This window comes from Brevibacillus massiliensis (assembly GCF_000311785.1).
Lineage (GTDB): Bacteria > Bacillota > Bacilli > Brevibacillales > Brevibacillaceae > Brevibacillus_C > Brevibacillus_C massiliensis.
Map to the genome: position 1 here is coordinate 9,140 of NZ_HE978558.1, position 21,653 is coordinate 30,792.

Below are 21,653 nucleotides of genomic sequence, written 5' to 3' on the forward strand. Positions count from 1 at the left end.
AACTGAAGGGGTAGGCAATAAAAACTTGGTCTTAAAAAAGATAAAGAATTTCCTTTTACCACTTCCTCCTTTAAATGAGCAAAAAAGAATAGTACAAAAAATAGATTCTTTGTTAGATATTACTAATAGACTTAATGATCAGATTGGAGAATTAAGAAAAAAGCAAGAGATTTTGTTCAATGCCGTCTTACAAAAGGCATTTCAAATAAATTGATGTTGTTCGAGATTTTGGGGGAGACATGAGTACGTCTCTTCTTTTGTTTCATAAAGTGATTCTGCTCTTTGTTTGCTAAAAGTTGCAATAATGCAACTTTCGGAAAACATAAAGCCTATATATAGGAAAAAAATTCATCACTCGACAAGGAAAATGCTTGGCAAAATCACCAGGGGTGCTTCAAACCTCTTCAAGCGTTGCAACAACGTCCGTGTAAAATGCAGTTTTATCCGTGGTTGAACTATAATGGAAATCCGTTGTTCTGGTTCGACTCAAGCTTAATCGTAGAACATGCTTTTGCGTTTTTGCAAATTCTTACGGTATTGCTTCAACGTTCTAAGGTGGTTGGATGCAAAATCCTGAGTCGTGTTTCAATCCTTTTATGACGTTGCATTTTCCGATGGGAAAAACCAAATTTAAAATAAAAGCAACACCTGCAAGCGTATTGTCAAACCTTGCAGGCGTTGCAATTGTCTTTACCTTTTCCCTTTGAACATTCCCATTTATATTGCAGATCCAATGATCGAATTCACATGATAATCCAAACCCTTGATATTGCTGACAAAAGGATTTTTTCAGATTAAAACAACTGATTAAGGAGTTCGGCATCTTCTTTGGAAAGAACATCACTTTGCTCGATATTTGACTGATTTACATATGAAACTGGACTTTTCTGCAAAATTTCCATTACAATTTCCCGTATTTGATCATGAAGATCCGAACTGCCATGGTTCATATAGGCTTCAACCGCTTGTGCAATGTAATCGCTTTTATTGGGCACCGATTTCAAATGTTCGTATATATGCCTATATTGCTCTTTGAACGAAATCGAGAGCCTCATTCGTTTACCCATTTTGCTTTGCTCCCAATATTTTGAGGTAACTGAGGACGTTCGCAAATTGGGCATCGGAATGAATGATGGCGGCAGGATACTCTTTTTGAATGTCATCCCTGAGCAACAACGACCCTCCACCGACAAAATGAACCTCCGTATTGTTGAACGAGATCTTCCTGCTTCTGGCGTGATTGAAAATTTCCTTTACATGATTGGCAATTAACCCGTCAATGATTTCCTTGCTGTCTTCCTGCTTTTTGCCATTCAGAAACAAATATTTATCCCGAAATAAACGCTCAACATCATTGTCTGAAATGGTAGTTCCGTATTTGCTGGTTAAGGCATCAGAAATTTTGCTTCGAAGCAGATTGACCCCGAGGTCAGCGGTAATCATCTGCTGGTAGGAAGGGATTAAGTTCGTGAATTCTTGAAAGTTCACATTCAAGGAACCAATATCGATAATCAAACTGCGTTTGTGACGAAATTCATTGATATTGCTGTAAACAGGACCGATGCCCTCTGGGAGCACGTAAATTTGGTGAATCCGAAAAACAAATGCTTTGCCGTTCACCTTCAGGCAAATCGGTTCCCCGCCATTTTGGAGGAAATCCTGATATGCCTGTTTTTTCCGCTCGTTTTTGTAAAGACTAAGCGGTATATTGGTCGCTAGGCAAATATTTGCGAAGGCAATGGAGCGTTTGGATTTTTGCAACAGTTTGGTAATGGCCAGGTAGATGCATATCTGGTGAGTTTGGTTGTGTTTCGTTAAGCGATAATCCATCTTGCTCTCATCCAGCATTTCACCGACCAAGAATGATTTCCCCTGGAACTCCACAAGATCGGAATTGGGGGAGATATCAGCCCCGAAATCCTCGACTTCTTCCACAAGGGTTCGAAACTTAACCCTCTGCAAGCCTTCCTCGTCTTTCATGATCGCTTTGGTCGAATGTTTTCCGCTATCGATTGCAATCAAAAATCTATTGTGCATTCACATTCCCCCTTTTTGAAGTTTGATAGATTATATGCACTTGCGATGCGACTCAGTCGGATAAGGTCGCATTTTTTTGTCGGATGATATATGAACATGTCGCACGTTAAATCAACCGTTTTTCAGCTTGTCAAGTCTTACAGTAGTCCAATGTCAAGTGACAAAAAACCAATAAAATCAAGGGGTTCGACAAGGCTCGAACGGTGTCCGACACAAAATCGGTTTTCTGAAATCCATAAAGAAAATAAGATAGGGTCAAAACAACAAAGGGGGGATTCAATGATTGAACTTGCAACGTTAAAAGAAAAGGTTCCAACTGAGCTACAAAACTTGAAACAGTGGGTGTGTTGGGAAGCAAGACCCAACGAAAATCGTGTTCAAAAAGTTCCTGTGATGCCGAGCACCCGCAGAAATGTAAATATTAATATCCGTTCGAACTGGTTGACATTTGAAGAGGCGATCCATGCATACCAGACATTTAAGCTGGATGGCATTGGCTTTGTTTTTACAAGTGATGACCCGTATGTCGGGATCGATATCGACCATTGCGTGGATGGAAATGGGAATTTAACGTCTTTCGCAATGGATATCGTGAAGCAAATGGGCAGTTATGCGGAGATGTCCCCGAGCGGGAAGGGAATTCACATCATTTGCAAGGGGATTTTGCCGCAAGGCAGGAATAAAAATGAGACTTTGGGTTTGGAAATCTATGATCGAAATCGCTTTTTCACGATATCAGGGAAGGTTATCGAGGGTTATAACGAGATCCAGGAACGAACGGTGGAACTCATTCGGATTTACAACACTTTTTTGGCGAAGAAGATGTCAAATGATGCGATATATGATCATTCAAGATATGTTAATGTTTCGGAGCCGCGAAATAAACGTCAACAATCGGATGCGGATATGGCAATGAAGGTTCTTTCGCGAATGAAAAATCATCAACAAATTATGGATTTATACAGAGGACATTGGCAACCGCATTACAACACGCAAAATCAAGCGGACTTGGCCTTTTGCAATGCGTTGGCTTTTGCAACGGGAAAAAATCCTGCGTTGATGGATCAAATCTTTCGGGAATCAGGTTTATATCGAAAAAAGTGGGATGAAGTCCATTATAGTAACGGAATGACTTATGGTGCCGCAACCATTCAAAAAGCCATTGATAGTTGCAATGTCGTCTACGATCCGAAGTTCAACAAGGGGAATCGGTCTGAAAAACCGCAAACGAAACTGCCCGCATGGTATGAAAAGAAAGACAGCACGAGCAAATTAATCTTTAAACCTGGCGTGTTGGCACAACATCTATATCAATCGATAAATGTGAAATTTATTGGGGACAGTCTGCACAAATACGAGAACGGTGTGTATGTAGAATTGGAGGATATGCAAGCCCGTTCTATTATTCAAGAACATCTGCTAACCGATCATATGAAAGCAAACCACGTTAAAGATACGCTCGAACTATGGAAAATGCGGCTCGCGAAAGATGCTGTTGATTTTACAGAACACCAGGAATCCATCATAAATTTCAAAAATGGGCTGTACAACTGGGTGACGAAGCAATTTGTTCCGCATACTCCAGAGTTCATCAGTAAAATACAAATAAACTGCTCCTATATTGAGGGGGCAGAATGCCCGAAGTTTTTGAACTTCATTTCTGAGACATTTGATCAAGATGTTATTCCAGTTGTTCAAGAGATAATGGGGTATTTGATGGTCCCTGTAACAAAAGCACAAAAAGCCTTCATATTTTATGGTCCTGGAAGGACAGGAAAATCTACTTTAATTGGACTCATAGAGTCGCTCATTGGAGAATCAAATACAAGCCATGTGCCTCTGCAGAAACTGGAGGAACGATTTGACAAAGCAACTTTGTTCGGCAAGTTGCTGAATACATGTGCTGACCTGCCTGCAAAACCTTTGGCCGATGCAGCGGCTTTTAAAATATTGACGGGTGAAGACATTCTTCACGCCGAACGAAAGTTTAAAGAGCCGTTTTCATTTAAAAACAAGGCTCGTCTATTGTTCAGTTGCAATCAATTGCCTGTTAACCCTGTTGATCATACTGACGGCTTTTATCGGCGGTTATTAATTGTTCCCTTCATCCATCAAGTGCCCGAGGAAAAAATCAATCCAAATCTGCTTGATGAGCTGAAGGAGGAATTGGACGGCATTGCTCAATGGGCGTTACAAGGCCTGGAACGGTTGGCATCAAATAATTATGTATTTTCACAAAATCGTATGTCCAAGGAATTACTTGATGATTATAAATCCAGAAATAACAGCGTCCAATGGTTTGTTGAAAATTACTGCATTTTCTCGGCGGAAGCAAAAACCTATAGCAAGGAACTGTACGAGCACTATGTTCAAGTTTGCAAGATGAATGGTATGCAACCTAAACCCATTAATATTTTTGTTACAGAACTTTTGCAGTTTTACGGTACATCCATTAAACGTAAACATGAGCCCAAAACCAGAAGAGCCATTTTTCAAGGAATTTGCTTCAACAAAAAAATTGCTTAATGACAACCATGATAACAACCACGGGGGTGGGGGGATGCCTTCTCTTTTTCCCCTGGGGGAAGGGGTGAAGGTACCCTTTGATATAATGAAAAATTTTTTCGCTGGAATTTTTCCTATTAATAAAATGGCTCCTTCACCCCCCCTGTGGTTGTAGCAAGAATTTGGTTGTCAAAAAAAGGAGGTTGCTTAATTTTGTTTGAAATTGGATCCATCATAGGCATTGGCAGAAAACCAGTTCTTCCCCTTGAGGATGTACAACGTATTATCGATAAACTGGATGTAAAACAACTGTTTAACGTTGCATGGAGGAGTTATATCCCAGGTGAAATGGAATTGTATACCTATGTAAATCTTTGCACTGGAGAAATGTATGGCGGAGATGTCTTGCAGTTGAATTTGGAGGATGTTTATCTCATTTTGTTCAAAATGCAAGTCGAACCTCATCATGTCCTTACGGAAGCCGAACTCCATGATTATTTATCTGAACAAAATGGATATTCACTGCACAGCTGGTGCCAAGAACATGATATTCAAATTTATTATCGGCTTGAAGCGAAAGGCATTGAAACTTTTGAATGTACCAGTTGGTACTGGGATTCCGTGATCGAAGAGAATCTCATCGATTTTTATGCAACACGTGAACTAAAAGAGGGAGGTGAGGTGAACTGCAACAATATTTGAAGGACTTCAAGACATTGACGCTTTATCAAAAAGCGATTGTATTGGAAGACGAAATCGATGAAATCGTTAAAAACTTCCCGCAGGAAGAAAAATATCGGCTGGTGGATCAGCTCATACGATGTGTCACGAGCATCGGTGCAAACATCGCTGAATCGAATGGCGGGCAGTATGCAGGGCGTGAGCGGTACCACTTGGGGATCGCATTCGGATCGGCTAACGAGACCCGCTATTGGATTGAAAGGGCTTTCAGAAAGGGCTACATTGATAGAGACACGTTCGAGCGGCTGGATGAGAAAGCCCAGGAACTTCGCCGAATCATGGCAGGAATATTCAAGCGGTTGGACAATAACCAATCCGCTTGAATCGTTCCACAATACCGCACCCCCGAGAGGGGGTGCAACTATACATACATCATTTGGTTTAAGCCTTAATAAGTTATGTGACAAGTTTTTTTGTTCTTAATCGCCGTAAAAGGCGGCGAACGGGGAAGAAAATGTCCATAACTGGATAACTGGATACGTAATAAAACAATTATGAGAAAATGTTGATTGGTAAAGTAAAAGTTGCATTTTATAAAGTTTTTAATTATTCTCTAGAATAGATATCCTTAAAACGGACGATTCAGTGCTTAATGCATATAGTTGGGCGATGTAAAAAAAACTCGCTTTGCGGACTATATGCATTAAGCACTTTTTTATTGATTAAATGCAGTGTGATAGTAAAGGAGGAATTGGAAATGAAAGTTGAAAAATATGAAGACATACACTATTTTTGCAATATTATTAGACATTACCCTGAACGGGAAACTTGGATAAAAGAATATGTTGATATTGTTTTGTACTTAAAGGTAACAGACAAAGAATATTGGAAATTGATTAGAAAAATATTTGGGTTTAACAGATCTATTCGAAGAAAGTCCGAAATTATTCATAGCGGTGACAAGGATATCTACATTTATACTAACTATAAATGTTACGTTACATTAGAATTGTTGGACTTTAATAGGTTAAATATGATTTTTTTTGATCACATTGAGTTTGAGGTAGAATTGTCAGAGAAAATCTTGGAGCAATACCAGGTTAAAACCCTTAGTGATTTATATGAAATAAGTGAGAAAAAAACAATATTTGATGAAAAATGCTATAGAGTTTTGTTCACAAATGATTGGGTAAATGATTCAAAGGAGATTCAATATGTTGCTTGTCCTGTTGGTAGAGTAATAACGCGAATTTGACACAATCCCGTTTTGTAAAGTAAAAAGTCTGTTAATATCAATACATTTCATGAATTTAATCTATCCATAGCACTTGAACTTTACAAAATGGTCCATTTATACTAAATATGTCAACTTATCTGAGGAGGGACTTGTATCTGAATGTAGTTCACCCCATTCGAGATAAAAAGAAAATTGAGCTGATGAAAAGTTATTTGCGAGGAAAAAGCAAAAGGGATTACCTGTTATTTATGGTTGGAATCTCTTCTGCTCTTCGCATATCTGATATTCTAAGATTAAAAATTAAACATATATGGATCAATAATAAGCCAGCTGATTTTATTGAACTTCATGAAAAGAAAACAGGAAAATATAAACGGTTTCCCGTAACCCCAAATTTAGCAAAAGCAATTCGAGAATATATGGCGGAGATCAGCGATCCTAATCCTGAAAACTATGTGTTCCGAAGCAGAGTAGGAGAAAATAAGCCGATCACAAGACAACAGGCTGTACTTATTTTGAACCAAGCGTGTGATATGTGTTCAATTCCTGATCGTTTCGGGACGCATGGCATGCGAAAAACGTGGGGGTATTGGGCATTTAAAAGCGGAATATCTCTGGATTACATTTCGCTAGCACTAAACCACCGATCAATTGCAGAGACGAAAAGATATTTGGGGTTGCTTCAAGAAGACCTTGATAATATTTATTTGCAGGTAAATTTGTGAATGAAGGTAACTGAAAGTGCCACGTGGAGATATGGGCACAGCACCGTTTCAAAAAAAACGGACGCTGTTGTCTATATGCTTACGCGTGGCACTTTTTTCTTTTCAGGCAATGGAGGCGACTCAATTGGCAAGAAGCTCAGATTGGACAGAAGCAAAGCTGAAACGATTTTTGTCAGAAGGTCGGGGTCAAGGCCAACGTGAAAACTACCGTCCCTGGCTGACGGTGATGGATATTCCCAGTCGCGGCAGGGCAAGCCGAGTATTTTCAAGAAAGTGCAACCGTGTGGTGCATCTGCTCACCGATACGCAACTTCGGTACTTTTATTTGCTGGAATGGGACGAATCTACAGTGGACATCAAAGAACAGTTTCCGCTCCTTGATGTGGAGACAATCCTGGATCATCTGGATGAGTCGTTGTTAAAGCGGCTCAAGGATCCCAAAACGGAAGTGCCTCATGTGATCACTACGACATTTGTCATAACGGCAAAGGATCATCAAGGCAGGGAAATCCAGTATGCCCGTGCCATCAAAGATGCCGCCGAACTGGAGAAAAAGGCGACGCTGGAGAGACTGGAGATTCAGCGGCGGTATTGGGAATCCCGCCAGGTGAATTTTGCCGTTGTGACCCAGCACGAAATTCCCGTTCAACGAAGCCGCAACATTGAATGGGTAATGTCTGCCTTGAATGTCGAGGATTACGGATTTTCGATATCGCAAATCCAAGCATATGCCTCGATACTGCAGGAACGACTGTTATCCTCTGACCAAAGTATCCGTTCAATCCTTGCTTCATTCGAAAGAGAGATGAAAGAAGAGGCGGGAACAGGTCTCTTGGTGTTCAGGTATTTGATCGCTTCCCGACTCATCCATGTCAACATGGACGAGGAAATTCAACTTTCCGCAACACCCAAAGAGATCGGACTGAAGATCGCTTTGCTCCAAGGAGGGAAGATGGGAATTGAAGCTGTGCGTTAACACCGTGATCCACTATGTCGGCGAACAACGGCTTGAACGCATCCTTTGGATCGATTCGGAACAGACCGCCTGCTTTGTCATCGACATTCATGGCAGGGAATTTCCCCAAAGCCGTTGGCTGGAGGATATCCATTACGGAATCGAGCAAGGCTTAATCGTGATTGAAGAATCTGACCCGTGGACCTGCATTGTGAATCCCAACATGCTGTCGGAAAAGGAAAAAGAGAAGTGGGAAACGGATTGGCAAATCGTCCAGGCGATTGCTTCAAAGGATGTTGAGCCGCAAATTTTCGTTTCAACCGAACGGTCGAAGCTCATTCGCCAGGCGGCGGAGATGTTTGGGTTGTCGGAAAAGCAGATCGGGAGAATTCTTAAACGGTATTGGAGTCGCGGCAAAACCAAGCTGGCGGTGTTGCCCGATTTTGCCAACCGTGGCGGCAAGGGAAAAGAACGGAGGCAGGCGGCAAGGAAACTGGGCAGGCCCAAAAAGTTTGATTCCATCTACGGGGAAATGAACGTGAGCGAAGAGGTCAAAAAGATTTTTCGGATTGCCCTGGACAAGTATTACTATAAAGCAAATCGCCCCTCCCTCCGCTGGGCGTATGAACAAATGTTGAAGGAATATTTCTCTGAGGATCGCAAACTGGACAACGGAGTCGAGCTTCCCGTCATTGAAAGCGGCACGGCGATTCCTTCATTCCCGCAATTCCGATACTGGTATCGGAAATGGAGAGACCTGAAAAAAGAGATCTCCCTGCGGGAGAGTGCAAAAAAGTTCCATCAACGGTACCGCCCCGTTTTGGGTTCCACCCAGCAGGATGTGTTTGGTCCAGGATCCGTCTATCAAATCGATGCAACGGTTGCCGATGTTTACTTGGTCAGTTCGTTTGACCGCACGAAAATCATCGGACGTCCTGTGCTGTACCTGGTGATGGACGGATACAGCCGAATGGTCGCAGGTCTATACGTTGGGCTGGAGGGACCAAGCTGGCAAGGAGCGATGATGGCGTTGAAAAATGCGTGCGAATCGAAGGTGGAATGGTGCCGTCAATTTGGAATCGAGATCCGCGAAGAAGATTGGCCATGCATGTATCTGCCCGAATCGATTCTGGCGGACAGAGGGGAACTGCTTTCCGACAAGGCGTTGTCCATCATCGAGCATTTGCAGATTGCGGTGAAGAACACCTCCCCGTACCGCCCCGACTGGAAAGCGGTGGTGGAAAAACATTTTGACCTTATTCAAACGCATGTAAAACCATTCTTGCCTGGGGCGATTCAAGAGGACTTTCAGGAACGGGGAGCCAAAGATTATCGGCTGAACGCCGCTCTCACCATCCCAGAGTTCACGCAAATCCTCATTAAATGTGTGTTGTACTACAACAATCGACATTATTTGACAGGGTACCAGCGGGATGCTGATCAGATTGCCCAAGATGTCCAGCCAATTCCTATTCATCTTTGGAACTTTGGCATCCAGCACCGTTCGGGAAGGCTCCGCAGGGTGTCGGAAGATATTTTGCGTTTCAATCTGTTGCCGACGGCGGAAGCGACGGTGACGCCTGGCGGCATCCGTTTCCAAGGCATGTACTACAGTTGCACCACGGCGTTGAAGGAGAAATGGTTTGTCCACGCCCGTACGCATGGCACATGGAAGGTGGCCGTTTCGTTTGACCCGAGGAGTGTCAACCAGATATTTTTGCGGTTAGGCCGAACATCGTACGACGTGTGCAATTTACTGGAGTCCCAAGCACGGTATCGGGATCAAAACCTGGAAGATGTGAATTATTTGCTCGCTTGGGAGAAACAAAATCAGGCGGAATCGCAAGACCTGGAATTGAAAGATCGGATATCACTCGCGGCGGAAATTGAAGCAATAGTTGAGGAAGCCAAGAGAAAAACCCGTGCAGAATCCCTTCCTTTGCCCAAATCGCAAAAACTGAGGGACATCCGAGAGAACAGGCGGCAAGAGAAAGAACGAAACAGAAAACAGGAAAGTTTTTCGTTGGTGAGGTCTTCGACAAGTGAACGTTTGGAACAGCAAGATGAAGAAGTTCAGGAAGAACGAAGCTATTTGGGGCTGTTGAAACAAAAGCAGGAGGATGCGTTTTATGGAGATCGTTAAACTGCCAAACGGAACGGAAGCGGCTGTTGCGACATACCGAAAGCAGGTCATTTCAGATTTTGCGGGAAATCCATGGATCGAGGCGTTGCCCGACATTTTGTCGCCTGAACAGGTGATCGAAGCATTGTCCAGTTATCCGCCGATGGATTCGTTGGAAAGACAGTTGGAACCGCATCTTCGCATTCACCTGATCCCGCAACGGCTTTCCCAATACTTTCAACCTTTGGAACAACATCTGATGCTTTATGACGCGATCTCGTCAATACTTCGGAGCGGATATTTGGATCGCAATCCGCTTTCGCCAAGCGTTATCAGGCGATTATCCCAAACAGAGGACACGGGGCAAAGGGGCAATGTTCATCCGTCGCATTCGACTGCTAAAAGCATGGCGTTAATTGGTATTTCGGGAGCGGGAAAAACCAGTTCGTTGAACCGAATCCTTTCCCTCTTCCCGCAAGTGATCGTTCATTCCAAGTATCAGGGACAAGACTTTCCCAGATACCAGGTCACGCATATTCGTTTGGAGGCCCCTTATGATGGCAGTCTGAAAGCATTATGTTTGCAGTTGTTTTCCGCCATCGACACGCTTTTGGGAACACAATACTTGGACAGGTACGGAAATGGAAGATGGTCAACGAACGTGATGATCCCGATTTTGTCCCGAGTGTTGCAAAACATGGGGACTGGCATCTTAGTCGTCGACGAAATACAACATCTCAGTCTTTTTAGAAGCGGCGGTGCTTCCCAAGTTTTGAATTTCTTTACGACCCTGATCAACACCGCCCAAATCCCTGTTCTGCTCGTGGGCACACCGAAAAGTTTGAAGGTGCTTACCTCAGAATTTCGCCAGGCACGCAGGAACTTGAGTGGGCATGGCGGTTTTCTGTGGGATCGGTTGAAAAAAGATGGAAACTGGGCTTTGTTTCTGTCAGGATTGTGGCAATATCAGTGGACAAGGCATGTGGAAGGGCTGACACAGGAATTGTCTGATGTGATGTACGAGGAGACGCAAGGGATCCCAGACATTGCCGTGAAACTTTTCGCCATGACGCAAGTACGGGCAATCGTCACTGGAAAAGAGAGGATCACTGCCGATTTAATTCGCAAAGTGGCGAAGGAACAATTCAAACTCATCCGCCCCATGCTCGATGCTCTGCGGGATGGACGAAAAACGCAAATGTTGGATTACGGAGACATTGCCGTTCCCGATGTGTCGGATTTTCTGCAACGGGAGCAGAACAAAATTCACGTGCAAACGTTCGTTCAGGAATCCCGAAAACGAACCGAATCGAGGCAAGAACAAATCGTGCGGGTGAAAGACGAAGCCATCATTAGGCTTCAGTTATTGGGGATTTCCGAACGACAGGCTTCAGAACTGGTGAGAGCCGTGTTAACCGAGCAACCGAATGCTTCCGATGTCAATGAAGTCGTCAAGGCGGCTTTTCAATTATCTATTCAAAAGAAACAGGACAGACGAGGCGGGAAGGTAAACCCTTCGGAAGACGAACGTGACTTGCGGTTGCTTGTGAAAAAGGGCAAGGAAGAGGGGATGACCGCTTATGAAGCTCTGAAACAGGCAGGCGTGATCCGACTCGACAATTGGTGTGCGGGGTGATGGCAAGTGCTGGTATTCTTCCCCACTCCATACCCAGATGAACTGCTCTATTCCGTCTGTGCTCGTTATCGTAAGCGGACAGGAGATCCAAGTCCCAAGAACCTGCTTCAGGATTTGTTCGGCAAGAACAACGTCTTGGCTTCCGTGGATTTGCCGTCTCATATCGGGGCGTTGGTCGCTCGGCTTCCTGTCGGTTCCAAAATAACGGCGGAACGATTGATTATGGATCACACGATGTATCCCTTTTATTCCGCTTTTCTCCCTCCACGACAGGCAAAGTCTGTTTTGGAGGCGATGGTCAGCGGAAGCGGCAAAAGGATCTATGCCCAGGCGGGAGTAATGGCAAGTTCGATTCGAAACTCGCCAACTTTTCGCTACTGCCCCCTTTGTTTTCGGGAAGATTTGGAGCGGCACGGTGAGCTGTATTGGCATCGCATGCATCACATTCCTGGCTGGGATATATGCGTCAAACATGGAACGTGGCTAAACCACAGCAAGGTTGCCCTGCGGCAAACGAACAAACATGTGTTTGCGGAACCGACGGAAGAAAACTGTCCTTTGGATCAGGTTGCGTTCATAACGGATTCGGAACTGCTTTCGCATTACCGTTCCATAGGAAACGGTATTGAAGCCTTGCTCACACAGCGTTTTCCTCATCGTCCGCTCGATTGGTTCCAAAGGCATTATGAATCCAGGCTTCGGCAAAAGCATTATGCTTCTCCCGTCAGCGGGAAAGTGGATCAAGCAAAACTTCAACGGGATTTTATACAATACTATGGAAATGAGTTTCTGGGACGACTGCAGTCTAGCTTGCGGGGAGAATTTCACTGGCTTGCGGCGATGGTCAGAAAACATCGGAAATCCTTTTTTTCCTTGCGACATCTGCTTTTGATGAATTTTTTGGGCATCTCGCTTGAGGAAATGTTTGAACAAGACGAACAGTACAAGCCGTTTGGGGATGGACCGTGGCTTTGTCTAAATCCCGCGGCGGAACATTATCAACAAAAGGTGATTACCGATTTAACCATAAGCACCTGTGAAATAACCAAGGAAGTGATTGGAACCTTTGCATGTTCCTGCGGATTTGTTTATACGAGGCGGGCTGGAGAAAGTGACCAAAACAAAAAATCCAGGGTTAAGCAATATGGGGAGGTTTGGGAACAAGCCTGCCTGAGGCTGGCTAACGAGAGCTTAAGTTTGCGAGAAATTGGACGGCGGCTTCATGCGGATCCCATGACCGTTAAGAATCATATCAGGGGAAAGGAAGTGAAGGATGGACGGCGGAATTCTCAACGGGAACGCGATCGAACCGAGTGGCTGTCCCTTCAACAACAACATCCGAATTTATCCAAAACCGAGCTTCGGAAACTGAATTCCGCACTGTACGCCCGTTTGTATCGAAATGATCGGATTTGGCTCGATAAGCATTCTCCTAAGCCGAGCAAAAAGAAGACCAGGAATAATAGGGTCGATTGGAATCAACGCGATCTTGAAGTGTTAGCAAAAGTCCAGGATGCAGTAAGTCAAATTCTTGAATCCAACGGAAAGCCCAAAAGATTGACAGTGGGCCGAATCGCGGCGATTGCTGGCGTGAGGGCTTTACTGGAACGGCATTTGGATAGACTGCCCGAAACCAAGAAGTACTTGGAGAAAACGGTCGAAAGCGAAAAACAATATCGGTGGCGAAAAATTCAGTGGGCTATGGCGGAGTTGAAACGGCAAGACGAACCATTGCAGGAATGGAAAGTGCTCAGAATTGCGGGCATTCGAAAGGAACATGCTCCAATGGAGTTTTTCAGGAAACGCGATTCGATTTTCGTTGAGATGCTGAAAGAGATTTGATATGATAATTTCAACTCGCAGGTTAATCATTGAAATAAGGGAAGACGGAAAATGGGCCATTGTTCATTTTGCATAAAAAACCATAAATTTCCAATCCAACGCTCAGTCGAAAGACTGGGCGTTTTTAATTCTGTTTTCTTTATAACTGAATTAGACATGGAGGAGTGAGGACCGTGAAAAAGATGATGGAAACAATGAAGGATGAGCATCTGATTCAGGACGCCCTTATTGAAGCCGTAGCTTGTTTGCTCATGCTTTGTGCTGGCATCGTGATCGGCTCTTTTTTCAAGTCGTTGCTGTTTTAGGGATTGAACATGGTGGATTGGGAGGGAAGGGAAATGATCGTTTTTAAGATTCAGGTATCTGAAGAGCTGAGAGAAAAGATTAAGCAAACTGTCCAGGATCAACTGCATGACCTGGAAGACGGTGAGCCCTTTGCCATCCTCGATGGGGGGCGGGTTATTGTCGGTTACAGGCAAGGCGGCAAGGTAGTGATTGAGCAAATCGTGGATAAAGTGATCGGTCCCTAAGACATGATGGGAGAACAGCAGAAACCGACAGAGTAAGAAAGGAAAGCCAAGGTGACAGGTTCAACGAACCGTTCATGAAAGTGGATTTTCAGTTAGAGATGAATGAGCTTTGGAAGAAAACGGTGCGAGCCATTGATCACATACGAAACAATATGTGACGGAGAGACGGTTTTTCATCCCTTCAGAATTCAGGAGGTTCAGGAAATGGATAAAGAAACTGCCGACCATCATTTCGAAACATCGAAGTTAAAAGAGATCGTGATGCAATCGAAGGACATCATATACTATTGCCTTGTCAAACCAAAGCCTCAAGTGTTGTTTGTCAACGCGGCTTTGGAACATTATTTCGGCAGTGGCTCGGTACAGCAATGCTATGAGCAATCTGAACTCATTTACTACCGTTTGCACCCTGATTTCCGTGACATTATCCAGAAAAAATGGAGCGGTAATTTTGACTATGACAAGCCCATCATTCAATGTTGGCTGGATGAAAATGGACGAGAACGGTGGTTTGAAGAGCTGGCCACGCCTGTTTATGAGAAGGGTGAGCTCATTGCAATTCATGGCATTCTCCGAAACATCGATGGTTGGATTCGGCTCCAGAAAGATCTGGAGTATCGGATCTCGCATGACGCTTTGACGGGGGCTTTTAGCAGGAATTTTTTTGAGAGGATGATGAAACGATACGACGATGAAGTAGATGTTCCTATCGCGATCATCCTGTGCGATCTGGACGAACTGAAAACGGTGAATGATCGCTTTGGACACAGGGAAGGGGATCGGCTTATCAAGGAAGCCGCCAAAATTCTGATGAATTTTCAGTCGGAAAAAGTGCTTATTTCAAGAATTGGCGGCGATGAGTTTGCCATCCTGGCCGCTGAATTGGAACAAACGGAAGTAGATCATCTGGTTGCAAAAATAGGTGAAGCCGTAAACAGTTACAATAATAGAGATTGGGCAATGAAGATGTCCTATGGATACGCTTATTCTCATTCGTCCAAAGGGAACATGGAACGATTATTCGAGGAAGCGGATCGGAACATGTATGACAACAAGTTTGGAAAAAAGGGCTGAGATTTGTTGTTAAAAACTATAAAAACGGGGGCATCTTATCCGCAAGAAGGGATGCCCTTTACCCTTTAATATTTATCGTCTGTAACTTGTTTAGAACAAAACAGCAATATGCACTAAGCTAGGCGAAATTATTCACTTGAAATGAAACAAAACAGAAGACCGCTTTGGGCGAATTCATCCCTAAACGGTCTTCTTCAATCCCCGTGTGGACGGGGCGACTTGCCTGCGACAAAATGTAACCATCGCACATTCGGCAGGCTAAGTATTATAATTGTATGTATCTTTATCTTTTTTATACATGAAAATGTTAAAATGGGCGAAGGAGAGGCAAAGAAGCCTCTCCTAAAAGATAACCACAAATTAAAGTGTGAGTTGTCCGCGACAAGGTTTTTACCTGGCGGACTAAGTAAATTGTTTGTATTATCATAGTATCGATGATTTCCTTTAATGTCAATAGATTTTTATCGAAGTTCTAATATAGCCTTGACCCGTTTTTCAATATTCCTTATGTCTTGTGGATCGGTGATATTACCCAAATGCTTACCTATGCGGATTTTGCTTACAGTTGTAATATCCTCGGCTTTAACATTTGAATCATAATCAAGGAACGTATACTTGCTTTTGAACAAAAAATAATGGTAATCATATTTCGGTATAGGGTTTCCGAATTTGTTGCGAATAACTCTTCCATTCTGATCTTTGCGACACCTTAATTGCTTTGTAAGGGGAATGACAATTACATTTCCTGCAGTAGCATTTTGAGAATTCCTTGAAATAATAATGACGGGTCTTTCTTCATTCTGTTCATTTCCTATATTTTCTCCTAAGTTACATAAGTATACAGCGAACCTTTGAAGACCTCTTGATTTTAGCACAGATTCAGTGTCTATCCAGTCTTTAGCAAGCGTTATTTTGACCTTTTTCCACCTACGCAATGCAACCACTTTTGTTAACTTCTTTTGAAAATTAGTATCAGTCTGCTCAATACTTTCGCTAGGATTTGTTAAAATATTACCTTGGGGAGACAATGGTGAGTTGTTTGACATATTGACCTCCTTTTCGACAAAGCAATAATATAACCTAAGTATATCATGGAATGAATGAATCGTCTTTTTTCGTCAATATCTTATCCTCATACGCGGAAAATACAAACACCGAAATAGAAAGAGATTAAAAATAAATACTGAGGAAAATCTCCTCAGCTTTCTTACAACAACTCTAACGACCAGATATTTCCTACAATCCCCTCTCCCGTTTATGGATGTGGTGATTTGCCCGCGACAAAATATGCTTGGAGAAAAAGGAATGGTCAACCAATTTAATTTAACCTATCAACCTTTTTCATTACCTCTTCGCTTCTTCATAAATTTCCTTAACTTCTTCATCGGTAAATTCGCCAGCCCTAATAAGCCTTCTGATAACCCGTTCAGGTTCGCCCTCTTTTATCGCATCAATCAATTCTTTCCGAATGTTTGATCTCGCCAGTTCAAAACCTTGGATAAATTGCTTCTCCATTTCCTCACGGACAATGTTCATATCCTTCAATACCTCCCATGTTTAAAAACGAACATATGTGCTGAAGAAACCAAAAACAGCCCTGAATGGACTGCTTTTGGTTGCCCTTGGGCTTAGAATCAGTAAATGCCCTTCGGCTAATATCTGCGGCGAACAAACCTCTTCTCTTTCCGTCAATGATGAATAACGCCCCATCTTTGGAAGAAGCACATGCGGCAGTTATTTTCCACTCTGCGATTTCCTTTACTCCTTTTCCGCTTCCTTTGCCCCTCCTCATCTACACATTCATTCCCTCTTCGCTTCTTCGAGCAAGATTGTTTTGCATCGCAATCGTGTCTGCCCAGGATTCAGCTCCTTCATGATGAACAAAGTCTGCTCGTTGCATTAGCATTGGCAACACATTTGATTTCTTGATCAACTTTTCAGCCTTCAATTTGGATACGCCGAAACGCTCTTCCAATTCCGTTGCAATTTCGGCTAACAACCATTTGTCTGCCTGACTCAACTTCCATGTCATGTTCATCACCCTCTCTGAGTCTGATTTGGCACGTTTTTTGCCCATTATGATGGTTATGCTTTTTGAAACACAGCATTTTCCAAAAGCATTTGTTTAACTTCTTCCTTGTTCTTGCACATTAACACTTTAAAGAGATACGGAAAATGATGACAATGATTTGGTGCATTGAAATATCGGTTGGGGTCTTCCATGTATTCTTGTGCGTAGATCATCACATCTTCTGCAAGCTCTTCAAGAGCCTTTTCTTCAGTTTCACCATTGGCGTACAATTCAAGTTCATCCATGCCGAGTGTAATGGAACCATCTTCTTCTCTGAACAATTTGACTTCAAACTTGACTCCCTGAAGCAACTGCTGTACCAAAGTATCATTCAAAAGAAAAGTATGCGTTTCCGATTGTTTTCTAGGCTTGATCGCAACAGGAATCAGGTTTTGAACACGGTCTAATACACCAGAAAAATCACTTATCGCTTCTGAAAATTCAAGTTCGAAAAGCATCGTCATCACTCTCACCTTCTTTCCGCACTGCCATAAAGTCTTTTCGCCTCAATTGCCCTCATTCAATAAAAGCCTCATTAAATTTGCTTTCCAGAATTTTATGATTTAACGCAATAAAGCTCAGACGGTATAGAACCAATTCTGCATATTAAATTTTTTGTTGCTTTCTAGAATAAAAAGAAAGAAAAACTCTCAGATAGAAGGAGGGGCTTTGGTGTACGGACACCAGTTTTATCGGTTTCCCGTTGATAGAAGAGTTCAATTCATCAATACACAGTTGCAACAAGGCGGTTTCGATTCTTTGGAGGAACTGGCAGATGACATGTTCTTGGATGTGGACGACATAAAAAGGGAACTAAACCAACACGGATATATTTTTGTGCCAGAAATAAATCAATTTGTGCATTGTGTTGGAGCTGACATAGTTAATCCGTCCTAGTCCCTAAAGGAATAGATTCCCATTTGCAATTGTTCGATGCATATGGATTGTCCTTTGTTATATTACGGTTACCGAAGTTTGTAAAAAATAAATTACTCCAGAAAAATATCGAAAGCACCTGACCGACTCTGGCGAGCGGAGGTGCTCTTTTCATAAGATTTGTGTTTTGATCCATGTAAAAGCGTTATCATTAATTATACACCCGATGAACAGAAAAGTATCTGACAACATTATAGAATGATTGGAAACCTCATTTCAACCACATACACATTTATAAGGAAAGGTAAGGGGCTTTGCGTGGACAGGGTTCAAACCAAATTTAAGCTGATTATCTCGGGCATAAATCTTGTCTCTGATTTTCGGCCGATTGATACTGTTCATAATCGTTATGTTCGTGATGTACGTTGTTCGGTCGGGGAACGTAACACGGTTGTGATAACGGGAACAATTTGCAGTGAAGATCAAAACAAAAATTTCCTGATTGCAGAAGACCTGACCGTCTTTTTTCTCAGGCTGTTTTCCCTGTTCGGGGTGAATTGCCGTATTGAACATTTTGAATTGGACAAGAGCGGCGATGTCTTGTGGGGTTATCCGCCAGTGCCGACGATTGATGGGAAGATGATTAACGATCAAATAGCCAAAGTGAAGTCTTCGTTTTTTGAACCCCAATCATCCGCTGAGTTTCAAGTCATCCAAGCCTCAACAAGGGTTGATGTGCCGCATCATTTTCGGACTTTGGCGGCATTGTTCTTTGAAGAGTTGTGTCCTCGCTGGAATGATCATGTTTTAGAAGAATATGTGGAGGCGTTGCTGGAGCGGTATGAAAATCAGCACGAAAAAAGGTTGCTGGAACTTATTCACGTGTTATGTGAAGCAGATATTATCGACAGTACCTATTTGAATCAATCGTCCAGGTTGCGGTCGGTTATGCAAAACGCAAGCGGATCCAGGTTAATTGACGAAAAAGTTGCTCAATGCATATTGGCATGCATCGAAGCGATTTATCGCCAAATGAGACAAGGCGTTTATGACAGATTAACCAGAAAGCTCATCTCATCAGCACATGAATTGCTACTCCCGCTGGTTCAGAAATTGTTGCGTTCTCGAACCTTGGACAATCCCTGATTAGGCGTTGTTGGCATCCATTGAAACTGTCCAGTTTTTGGTTATAATGATGGGTGAGGTAAGTTTGTCGCTGACCGACATGCGACGAATAAATGGTCGGTTTTCTAGTCTGTCGCTAACCGATACGCGACTCATCAAATAGTCGGCTTGTAAGTTTGATATTCCATAAAGGTTTTATCACAGTAATGCGTTTGAGGAATTTAGCCAACAGAGGTATTCAGTATGGATCGAGAAGAAATCTTCAAAAGCTACAAAGGGAAGAAAGGGAATACGTCAAAGAAAGTCCTTAGGCCTGCCCAAGAACCTGAAGTGTTTCGATTGGCAAAAAAAGCGTTGCGGATCATTGCTTTGAGAAGAATGGGTGGATAATGTAACAGTGTGCCCTGTAATCCCATGATTGAGGATTATGGGGCATTTTTGATTTTCGGGTTATCTATTTTCAATGAACTCTTCCGATAAGATACCTTTTCGGAAGAGTTGGGTTACTTTCAACTCACTCCGTGATCAAGTAGCTTTATTGAAAATCTGTATGCAAGTATTACAATGAGGTATGGGGGATAGTGGAAATCGATGTTTGTGGGGGATAAAAATGTGGGCAGATAACGCTTCAAAAATTGATATGCTTTCGTATGAGCCGTATGCGGAGTTGATCTTTGAAATAGCAATTAGTGAGAGAATGAATCCTGTAACGATTGGTTTGTTAGGAAACTGGGGAAGCGGAAAATCAACGATACTTAATTTAATTGAAAACAAAATTAATAGTTGCTCTGATAAAGGTAATATAGTCTCTATATTTGTAAATGCTTGGATGTTTGAAGGTTACGATGATGCTAAGACGGCTCTAATGGAAGTAATATTGCGTGCCATAGAAGAAAACAAATCAATTTCACAAAATCTGGGAGACAAATTTAAAAAACTTCGGGATCGGGTAGATTGGATTAGATTAGGCGGTTTAGTTTTGAAAGGGATTCCAATGATGCTCAGTTTATCTATGGGCAATCCTTTGCCTTTGTTATTGGAGGGTGTTAAAGGGATTGATTGGAAGGATGAAAAGGAACTAGAGAAATTACAAAATGCAATTTTAAAAACGAAAGACTTAATAAAAGAAAGTGGTCAAGATAATGTAGTCGAAAATATAAGAAAATTTAGAGAAGAATTTGAGCAATTAATAAGTGATTCTAAAATCGACAATCTAATAATTATTATTGATGATTTAGACAGATGTAATCCTGATCGTATAGTTGAGACACTTGAGGCTATCAAACTTTTTTTGTCGGTTAAGAAAACGACCTTTATTATAGCAATGGATGAGGATGTAATTAGATATTCTATCAAACGGAAGTATCCCCACATTGAGAAAGATGACATTGATATATCGAAGGATTATTTAGAAAAAATAATTCAACTACCAATTAGAATACCCGAGCTTTCAGATTTAGAAGTCAAAAACTACATGTTGTTATTAATCTGTGAAATGTTTTTGAAGGAATCAAAATTAGACGAATTACTAACTAAATTAAAAGAAAAAAACATCTTTGTTAAAGGGGAAATCATTAATCAAAATGATATTTTGTCGATTTTGGATTTAGAGAAACAAAGCGAGTGGGACTGCTTTAAAAATAACATGAAAAGAGAAGACTTTGAACTTCAATTGGATGTTTTTAGTAGAATATCTGATATAATCGCTACTACACTAAAAGGCAATCCACGTCAAGCAAAGAGATTTTTAAATACTTTTTATGTAAGAAAAAAACTATCGGAAATACAAAAACTTAATTTGGATCTGTCACTCTTAGCTAAGCTCATGGTGCTAGAGTACATAAACATTGATCTATTTAGGGAACTTTATAAATGGCAGTTAGAAAATGACGGTTATGCCTTGGCCTTACAAGAAATTGAAGAAGAGGTATTAAAAGAAGAAAGTGGCGATAACCAGCATGACAACGAAATAAACCAAAATAGTCCTTGGTTAAAACCTATCATTAAACAGTGGATAAAAGTCGAACCAACCAATTTATATAATTATGATTTGAGACAGTATTTTTACCTGGCCAAAGAATCGATAAAAGAAAAAAACATATCAAGTCTAAACTTGACCTTAGAAGAAAGAAAGTGGGTTAATGAGCTATGTTCTGAAGAGTTAAACGATACATTCTTAGAAAAGAAAGTAGAAGAATTTAAGGCCAATAATGAAATTGACCATCCCAAGGTTGTAA

Annotated in this window: 22 protein-coding genes; 16 read left to right on the top strand and 6 right to left on the bottom strand. The window is 42.1% G+C overall.

The features are described 5' to 3' along the window. On the top strand, positions 1–214 hold a 214-nt coding region (locus HGBM_RS25465), incomplete at its 5' end, for a restriction endonuclease subunit S (protein ID WP_173391412.1). 580 nt (positions 215–794) lie between these two features. Here HGBM_RS25465 and HGBM_RS25475 read toward each other — a convergent pair. Both HGBM_RS25475 and HGBM_RS25480 read right to left on the bottom strand, forming a co-directional pair. Further along, positions 795–1,067, bottom strand: a complete 273-nt coding sequence (locus tag HGBM_RS25475) for a hypothetical protein (RefSeq protein WP_019123909.1) — start codon at positions 1,065–1,067, stop codon at positions 795–797. Next, positions 1,060–2,037, bottom strand: coding sequence for a ParM/StbA family protein (locus HGBM_RS25480; RefSeq protein WP_019123910.1), 978 nt, complete (start codon positions 2,035–2,037; stop codon positions 1,060–1,062). Before HGBM_RS25480 ends, HGBM_RS25475 begins: the two co-directional genes overlap by 8 nt. 279 nt (positions 2,038–2,316) lie before the next feature. Here HGBM_RS25480 and HGBM_RS29195 point away from each other — a divergent pair, with 279 nt between their 5' ends. The 12 genes from HGBM_RS29195 to HGBM_RS25540 all read left to right on the top strand — a co-directional run bounded on the left by HGBM_RS29195 (position 2,317) and on the right by HGBM_RS25540 (position 15,344). Then, positions 2,317–4,563, top strand: a complete 2,247-nt coding sequence (locus tag HGBM_RS29195) for a phage/plasmid primase, P4 family (RefSeq protein WP_019123911.1) — start codon at positions 2,317–2,319, stop codon at positions 4,561–4,563. 192 nt (positions 4,564–4,755) lie between these two features. Then, positions 4,756–5,244, top strand: coding sequence for a hypothetical protein (locus HGBM_RS25490; RefSeq protein WP_019123912.1), 489 nt, complete (start codon positions 4,756–4,758; stop codon positions 5,242–5,244). Further along, positions 5,241–5,606: a four helix bundle protein gene (locus HGBM_RS25495; RefSeq protein ID WP_019123913.1), complete on the top strand. Its 366-nt coding sequence runs from the start codon at positions 5,241–5,243 to the stop codon at positions 5,604–5,606. Before HGBM_RS25490 ends, HGBM_RS25495 begins: the two co-directional genes overlap by 4 nt. Before the next feature lie 374 nt (positions 5,607–5,980). Further along, on the top strand, positions 5,981–6,478 hold the full coding sequence (locus tag HGBM_RS25500) for a hypothetical protein (protein ID WP_019123914.1): 498 nt from the start codon (positions 5,981–5,983) through the stop codon (positions 6,476–6,478). Positions 6,479–6,609: 131 nt separating this feature from the next. Next, positions 6,610–7,185, top strand: a complete 576-nt coding sequence (locus tag HGBM_RS25505) for a site-specific integrase (protein ID WP_019123915.1) — start codon at positions 6,610–6,612, stop codon at positions 7,183–7,185. A gap of 124 nt (positions 7,186–7,309) precedes the next feature. Further along, positions 7,310–8,161 carry a heteromeric transposase endonuclease subunit TnsA gene (locus HGBM_RS25510; protein ID WP_019123916.1) on the top strand — a complete coding sequence of 284 codons (852 nt, stop codon included), beginning with the start codon at positions 7,310–7,312 and terminating at the stop codon, positions 8,159–8,161. After that, positions 8,145–10,283 carry a Mu transposase C-terminal domain-containing protein gene (locus HGBM_RS25515; RefSeq protein ID WP_019123917.1) on the top strand — a complete coding sequence of 713 codons (2,139 nt, stop codon included), beginning with the start codon at positions 8,145–8,147 and terminating at the stop codon, positions 10,281–10,283. Before HGBM_RS25510 ends, HGBM_RS25515 begins: the two co-directional genes overlap by 17 nt. A gap of 112 nt (positions 10,284–10,395) precedes the next feature. Beyond that, positions 10,396–11,898 (top strand): ATP-binding protein, encoded by a 1,503-nt coding sequence (locus tag HGBM_RS25520; RefSeq protein ID WP_161605106.1) that lies wholly within the window; start codon positions 10,396–10,398, stop codon positions 11,896–11,898. A 6-nt stretch (positions 11,899–11,904) separates the two neighbouring features. Then, a complete protein-coding gene (locus tag HGBM_RS25525; RefSeq protein ID WP_026074656.1) occupies positions 11,905–13,740 on the top strand; it encodes a TnsD family Tn7-like transposition protein in 1,836 nt (611 codons plus the stop codon). Between the two features lie 173 nt (positions 13,741–13,913). Next, positions 13,914–14,045, top strand: a complete 132-nt coding sequence (locus tag HGBM_RS32195) for a hypothetical protein (protein ID WP_019123920.1) — start codon at positions 13,914–13,916, stop codon at positions 14,043–14,045. Positions 14,046–14,078: 33 nt separating this feature from the next. Further along, complete coding sequence (locus HGBM_RS25535; protein ID WP_019123921.1) at positions 14,079–14,270, top strand: hypothetical protein; 192 nt, start codon at positions 14,079–14,081, stop codon at positions 14,268–14,270. Positions 14,271–14,474: 204 nt separating this feature from the next. Next, positions 14,475–15,344: a sensor domain-containing diguanylate cyclase gene (locus tag HGBM_RS25540; RefSeq protein ID WP_019123922.1), complete on the top strand. Its 870-nt coding sequence runs from the start codon at positions 14,475–14,477 to the stop codon at positions 15,342–15,344. A 461-nt stretch (positions 15,345–15,805) separates the two neighbouring features. Here HGBM_RS25540 and HGBM_RS25545 read toward each other — a convergent pair whose 3' ends face one another. The 4 genes from HGBM_RS25545 to HGBM_RS25565 form a co-directional block, all read right to left on the bottom strand. Continuing rightward, positions 15,806–16,390: a type II toxin-antitoxin system PemK/MazF family toxin gene (locus HGBM_RS25545; protein WP_019123923.1), complete on the bottom strand. Its 585-nt coding sequence runs from the start codon at positions 16,388–16,390 to the stop codon at positions 15,806–15,808. Between the two features lie 298 nt (positions 16,391–16,688). Next, complete coding sequence (locus HGBM_RS25550) at positions 16,689–16,880, bottom strand: hypothetical protein (RefSeq protein WP_019123924.1); 192 nt, start codon at positions 16,878–16,880, stop codon at positions 16,689–16,691. A gap of 256 nt (positions 16,881–17,136) precedes the next feature. After that, entirely contained in the window at positions 17,137–17,376 is a 240-nt protein-coding gene (locus HGBM_RS25560) for a hypothetical protein (RefSeq protein ID WP_019123926.1), read from the bottom strand. A 53-nt stretch (positions 17,377–17,429) separates the two neighbouring features. Then, positions 17,430–17,879, bottom strand: coding sequence for a hypothetical protein (locus tag HGBM_RS25565; protein WP_019123927.1), 450 nt, complete (start codon positions 17,877–17,879; stop codon positions 17,430–17,432). Positions 17,880–18,087: 208 nt separating this feature from the next. On the opposite strand from HGBM_RS25565, the gene HGBM_RS25570 reads away from it, so the two are divergent. From HGBM_RS25570 to HGBM_RS28630, 3 genes are all read left to right on the top strand, one after another. Further along, complete coding sequence (locus tag HGBM_RS25570; RefSeq protein WP_019123928.1) at positions 18,088–18,312, top strand: DUF4250 family protein; 225 nt, start codon at positions 18,088–18,090, stop codon at positions 18,310–18,312. A gap of 297 nt (positions 18,313–18,609) precedes the next feature. Then, positions 18,610–19,437, top strand: a complete 828-nt coding sequence (locus HGBM_RS25575) for a hypothetical protein (protein ID WP_019123929.1) — start codon at positions 18,610–18,612, stop codon at positions 19,435–19,437. 589 nt (positions 19,438–20,026) lie between these two features. Then, a partial coding sequence (locus tag HGBM_RS28630) for a KAP family P-loop NTPase fold protein (protein ID WP_019123931.1) occupies positions 20,027–21,653 on the top strand: 1,627 nt, incomplete at its 3' end.

What these genes read in the sequence shown, in the direction of transcription:
- HGBM_RS29195 (WP_019123911.1), top strand. Translation starts at nt 2,317, where the DNA reads ATGATTGAACTTGCAACGTTAAAAGAAAAGGTTCCAACTGAGCTACAA.
- HGBM_RS25540 (WP_019123922.1), top strand. Translation starts at nt 14,475, where the DNA reads ATGGATAAAGAAACTGCCGACCATCATTTCGAAACATCGAAGTTAAAA.
- HGBM_RS25480 (WP_019123910.1), bottom strand. Translation starts at nt 2,037, where the DNA reads ATGCACAATAGATTTTTGATTGCAATCGATAGCGGAAAACATTCGACC.
- HGBM_RS25560 (WP_019123926.1), bottom strand. Translation starts at nt 17,376, where the DNA reads ATGACATGGAAGTTGAGTCAGGCAGACAAATGGTTGTTAGCCGAAATT.
- HGBM_RS25565 (WP_019123927.1), bottom strand. Translation starts at nt 17,879, where the DNA reads ATGACGATGCTTTTCGAACTTGAATTTTCAGAAGCGATAAGTGATTTT.
- HGBM_RS25545 (WP_019123923.1), bottom strand. Translation starts at nt 16,390, where the DNA reads ATGTCAAACAACTCACCATTGTCTCCCCAAGGTAATATTTTAACAAAT.
- HGBM_RS25535 (WP_019123921.1), top strand. Translation starts at nt 14,079, where the DNA reads ATGATCGTTTTTAAGATTCAGGTATCTGAAGAGCTGAGAGAAAAGATT.
- HGBM_RS25475 (WP_019123909.1), bottom strand. Translation starts at nt 1,067, where the DNA reads ATGGGTAAACGAATGAGGCTCTCGATTTCGTTCAAAGAGCAATATAGG.
- HGBM_RS25550 (WP_019123924.1), bottom strand. Translation starts at nt 16,880, where the DNA reads ATGAACATTGTCCGTGAGGAAATGGAGAAGCAATTTATCCAAGGTTTT.
- HGBM_RS25500 (WP_019123914.1), top strand. Translation starts at nt 5,981, where the DNA reads ATGAAAGTTGAAAAATATGAAGACATACACTATTTTTGCAATATTATT.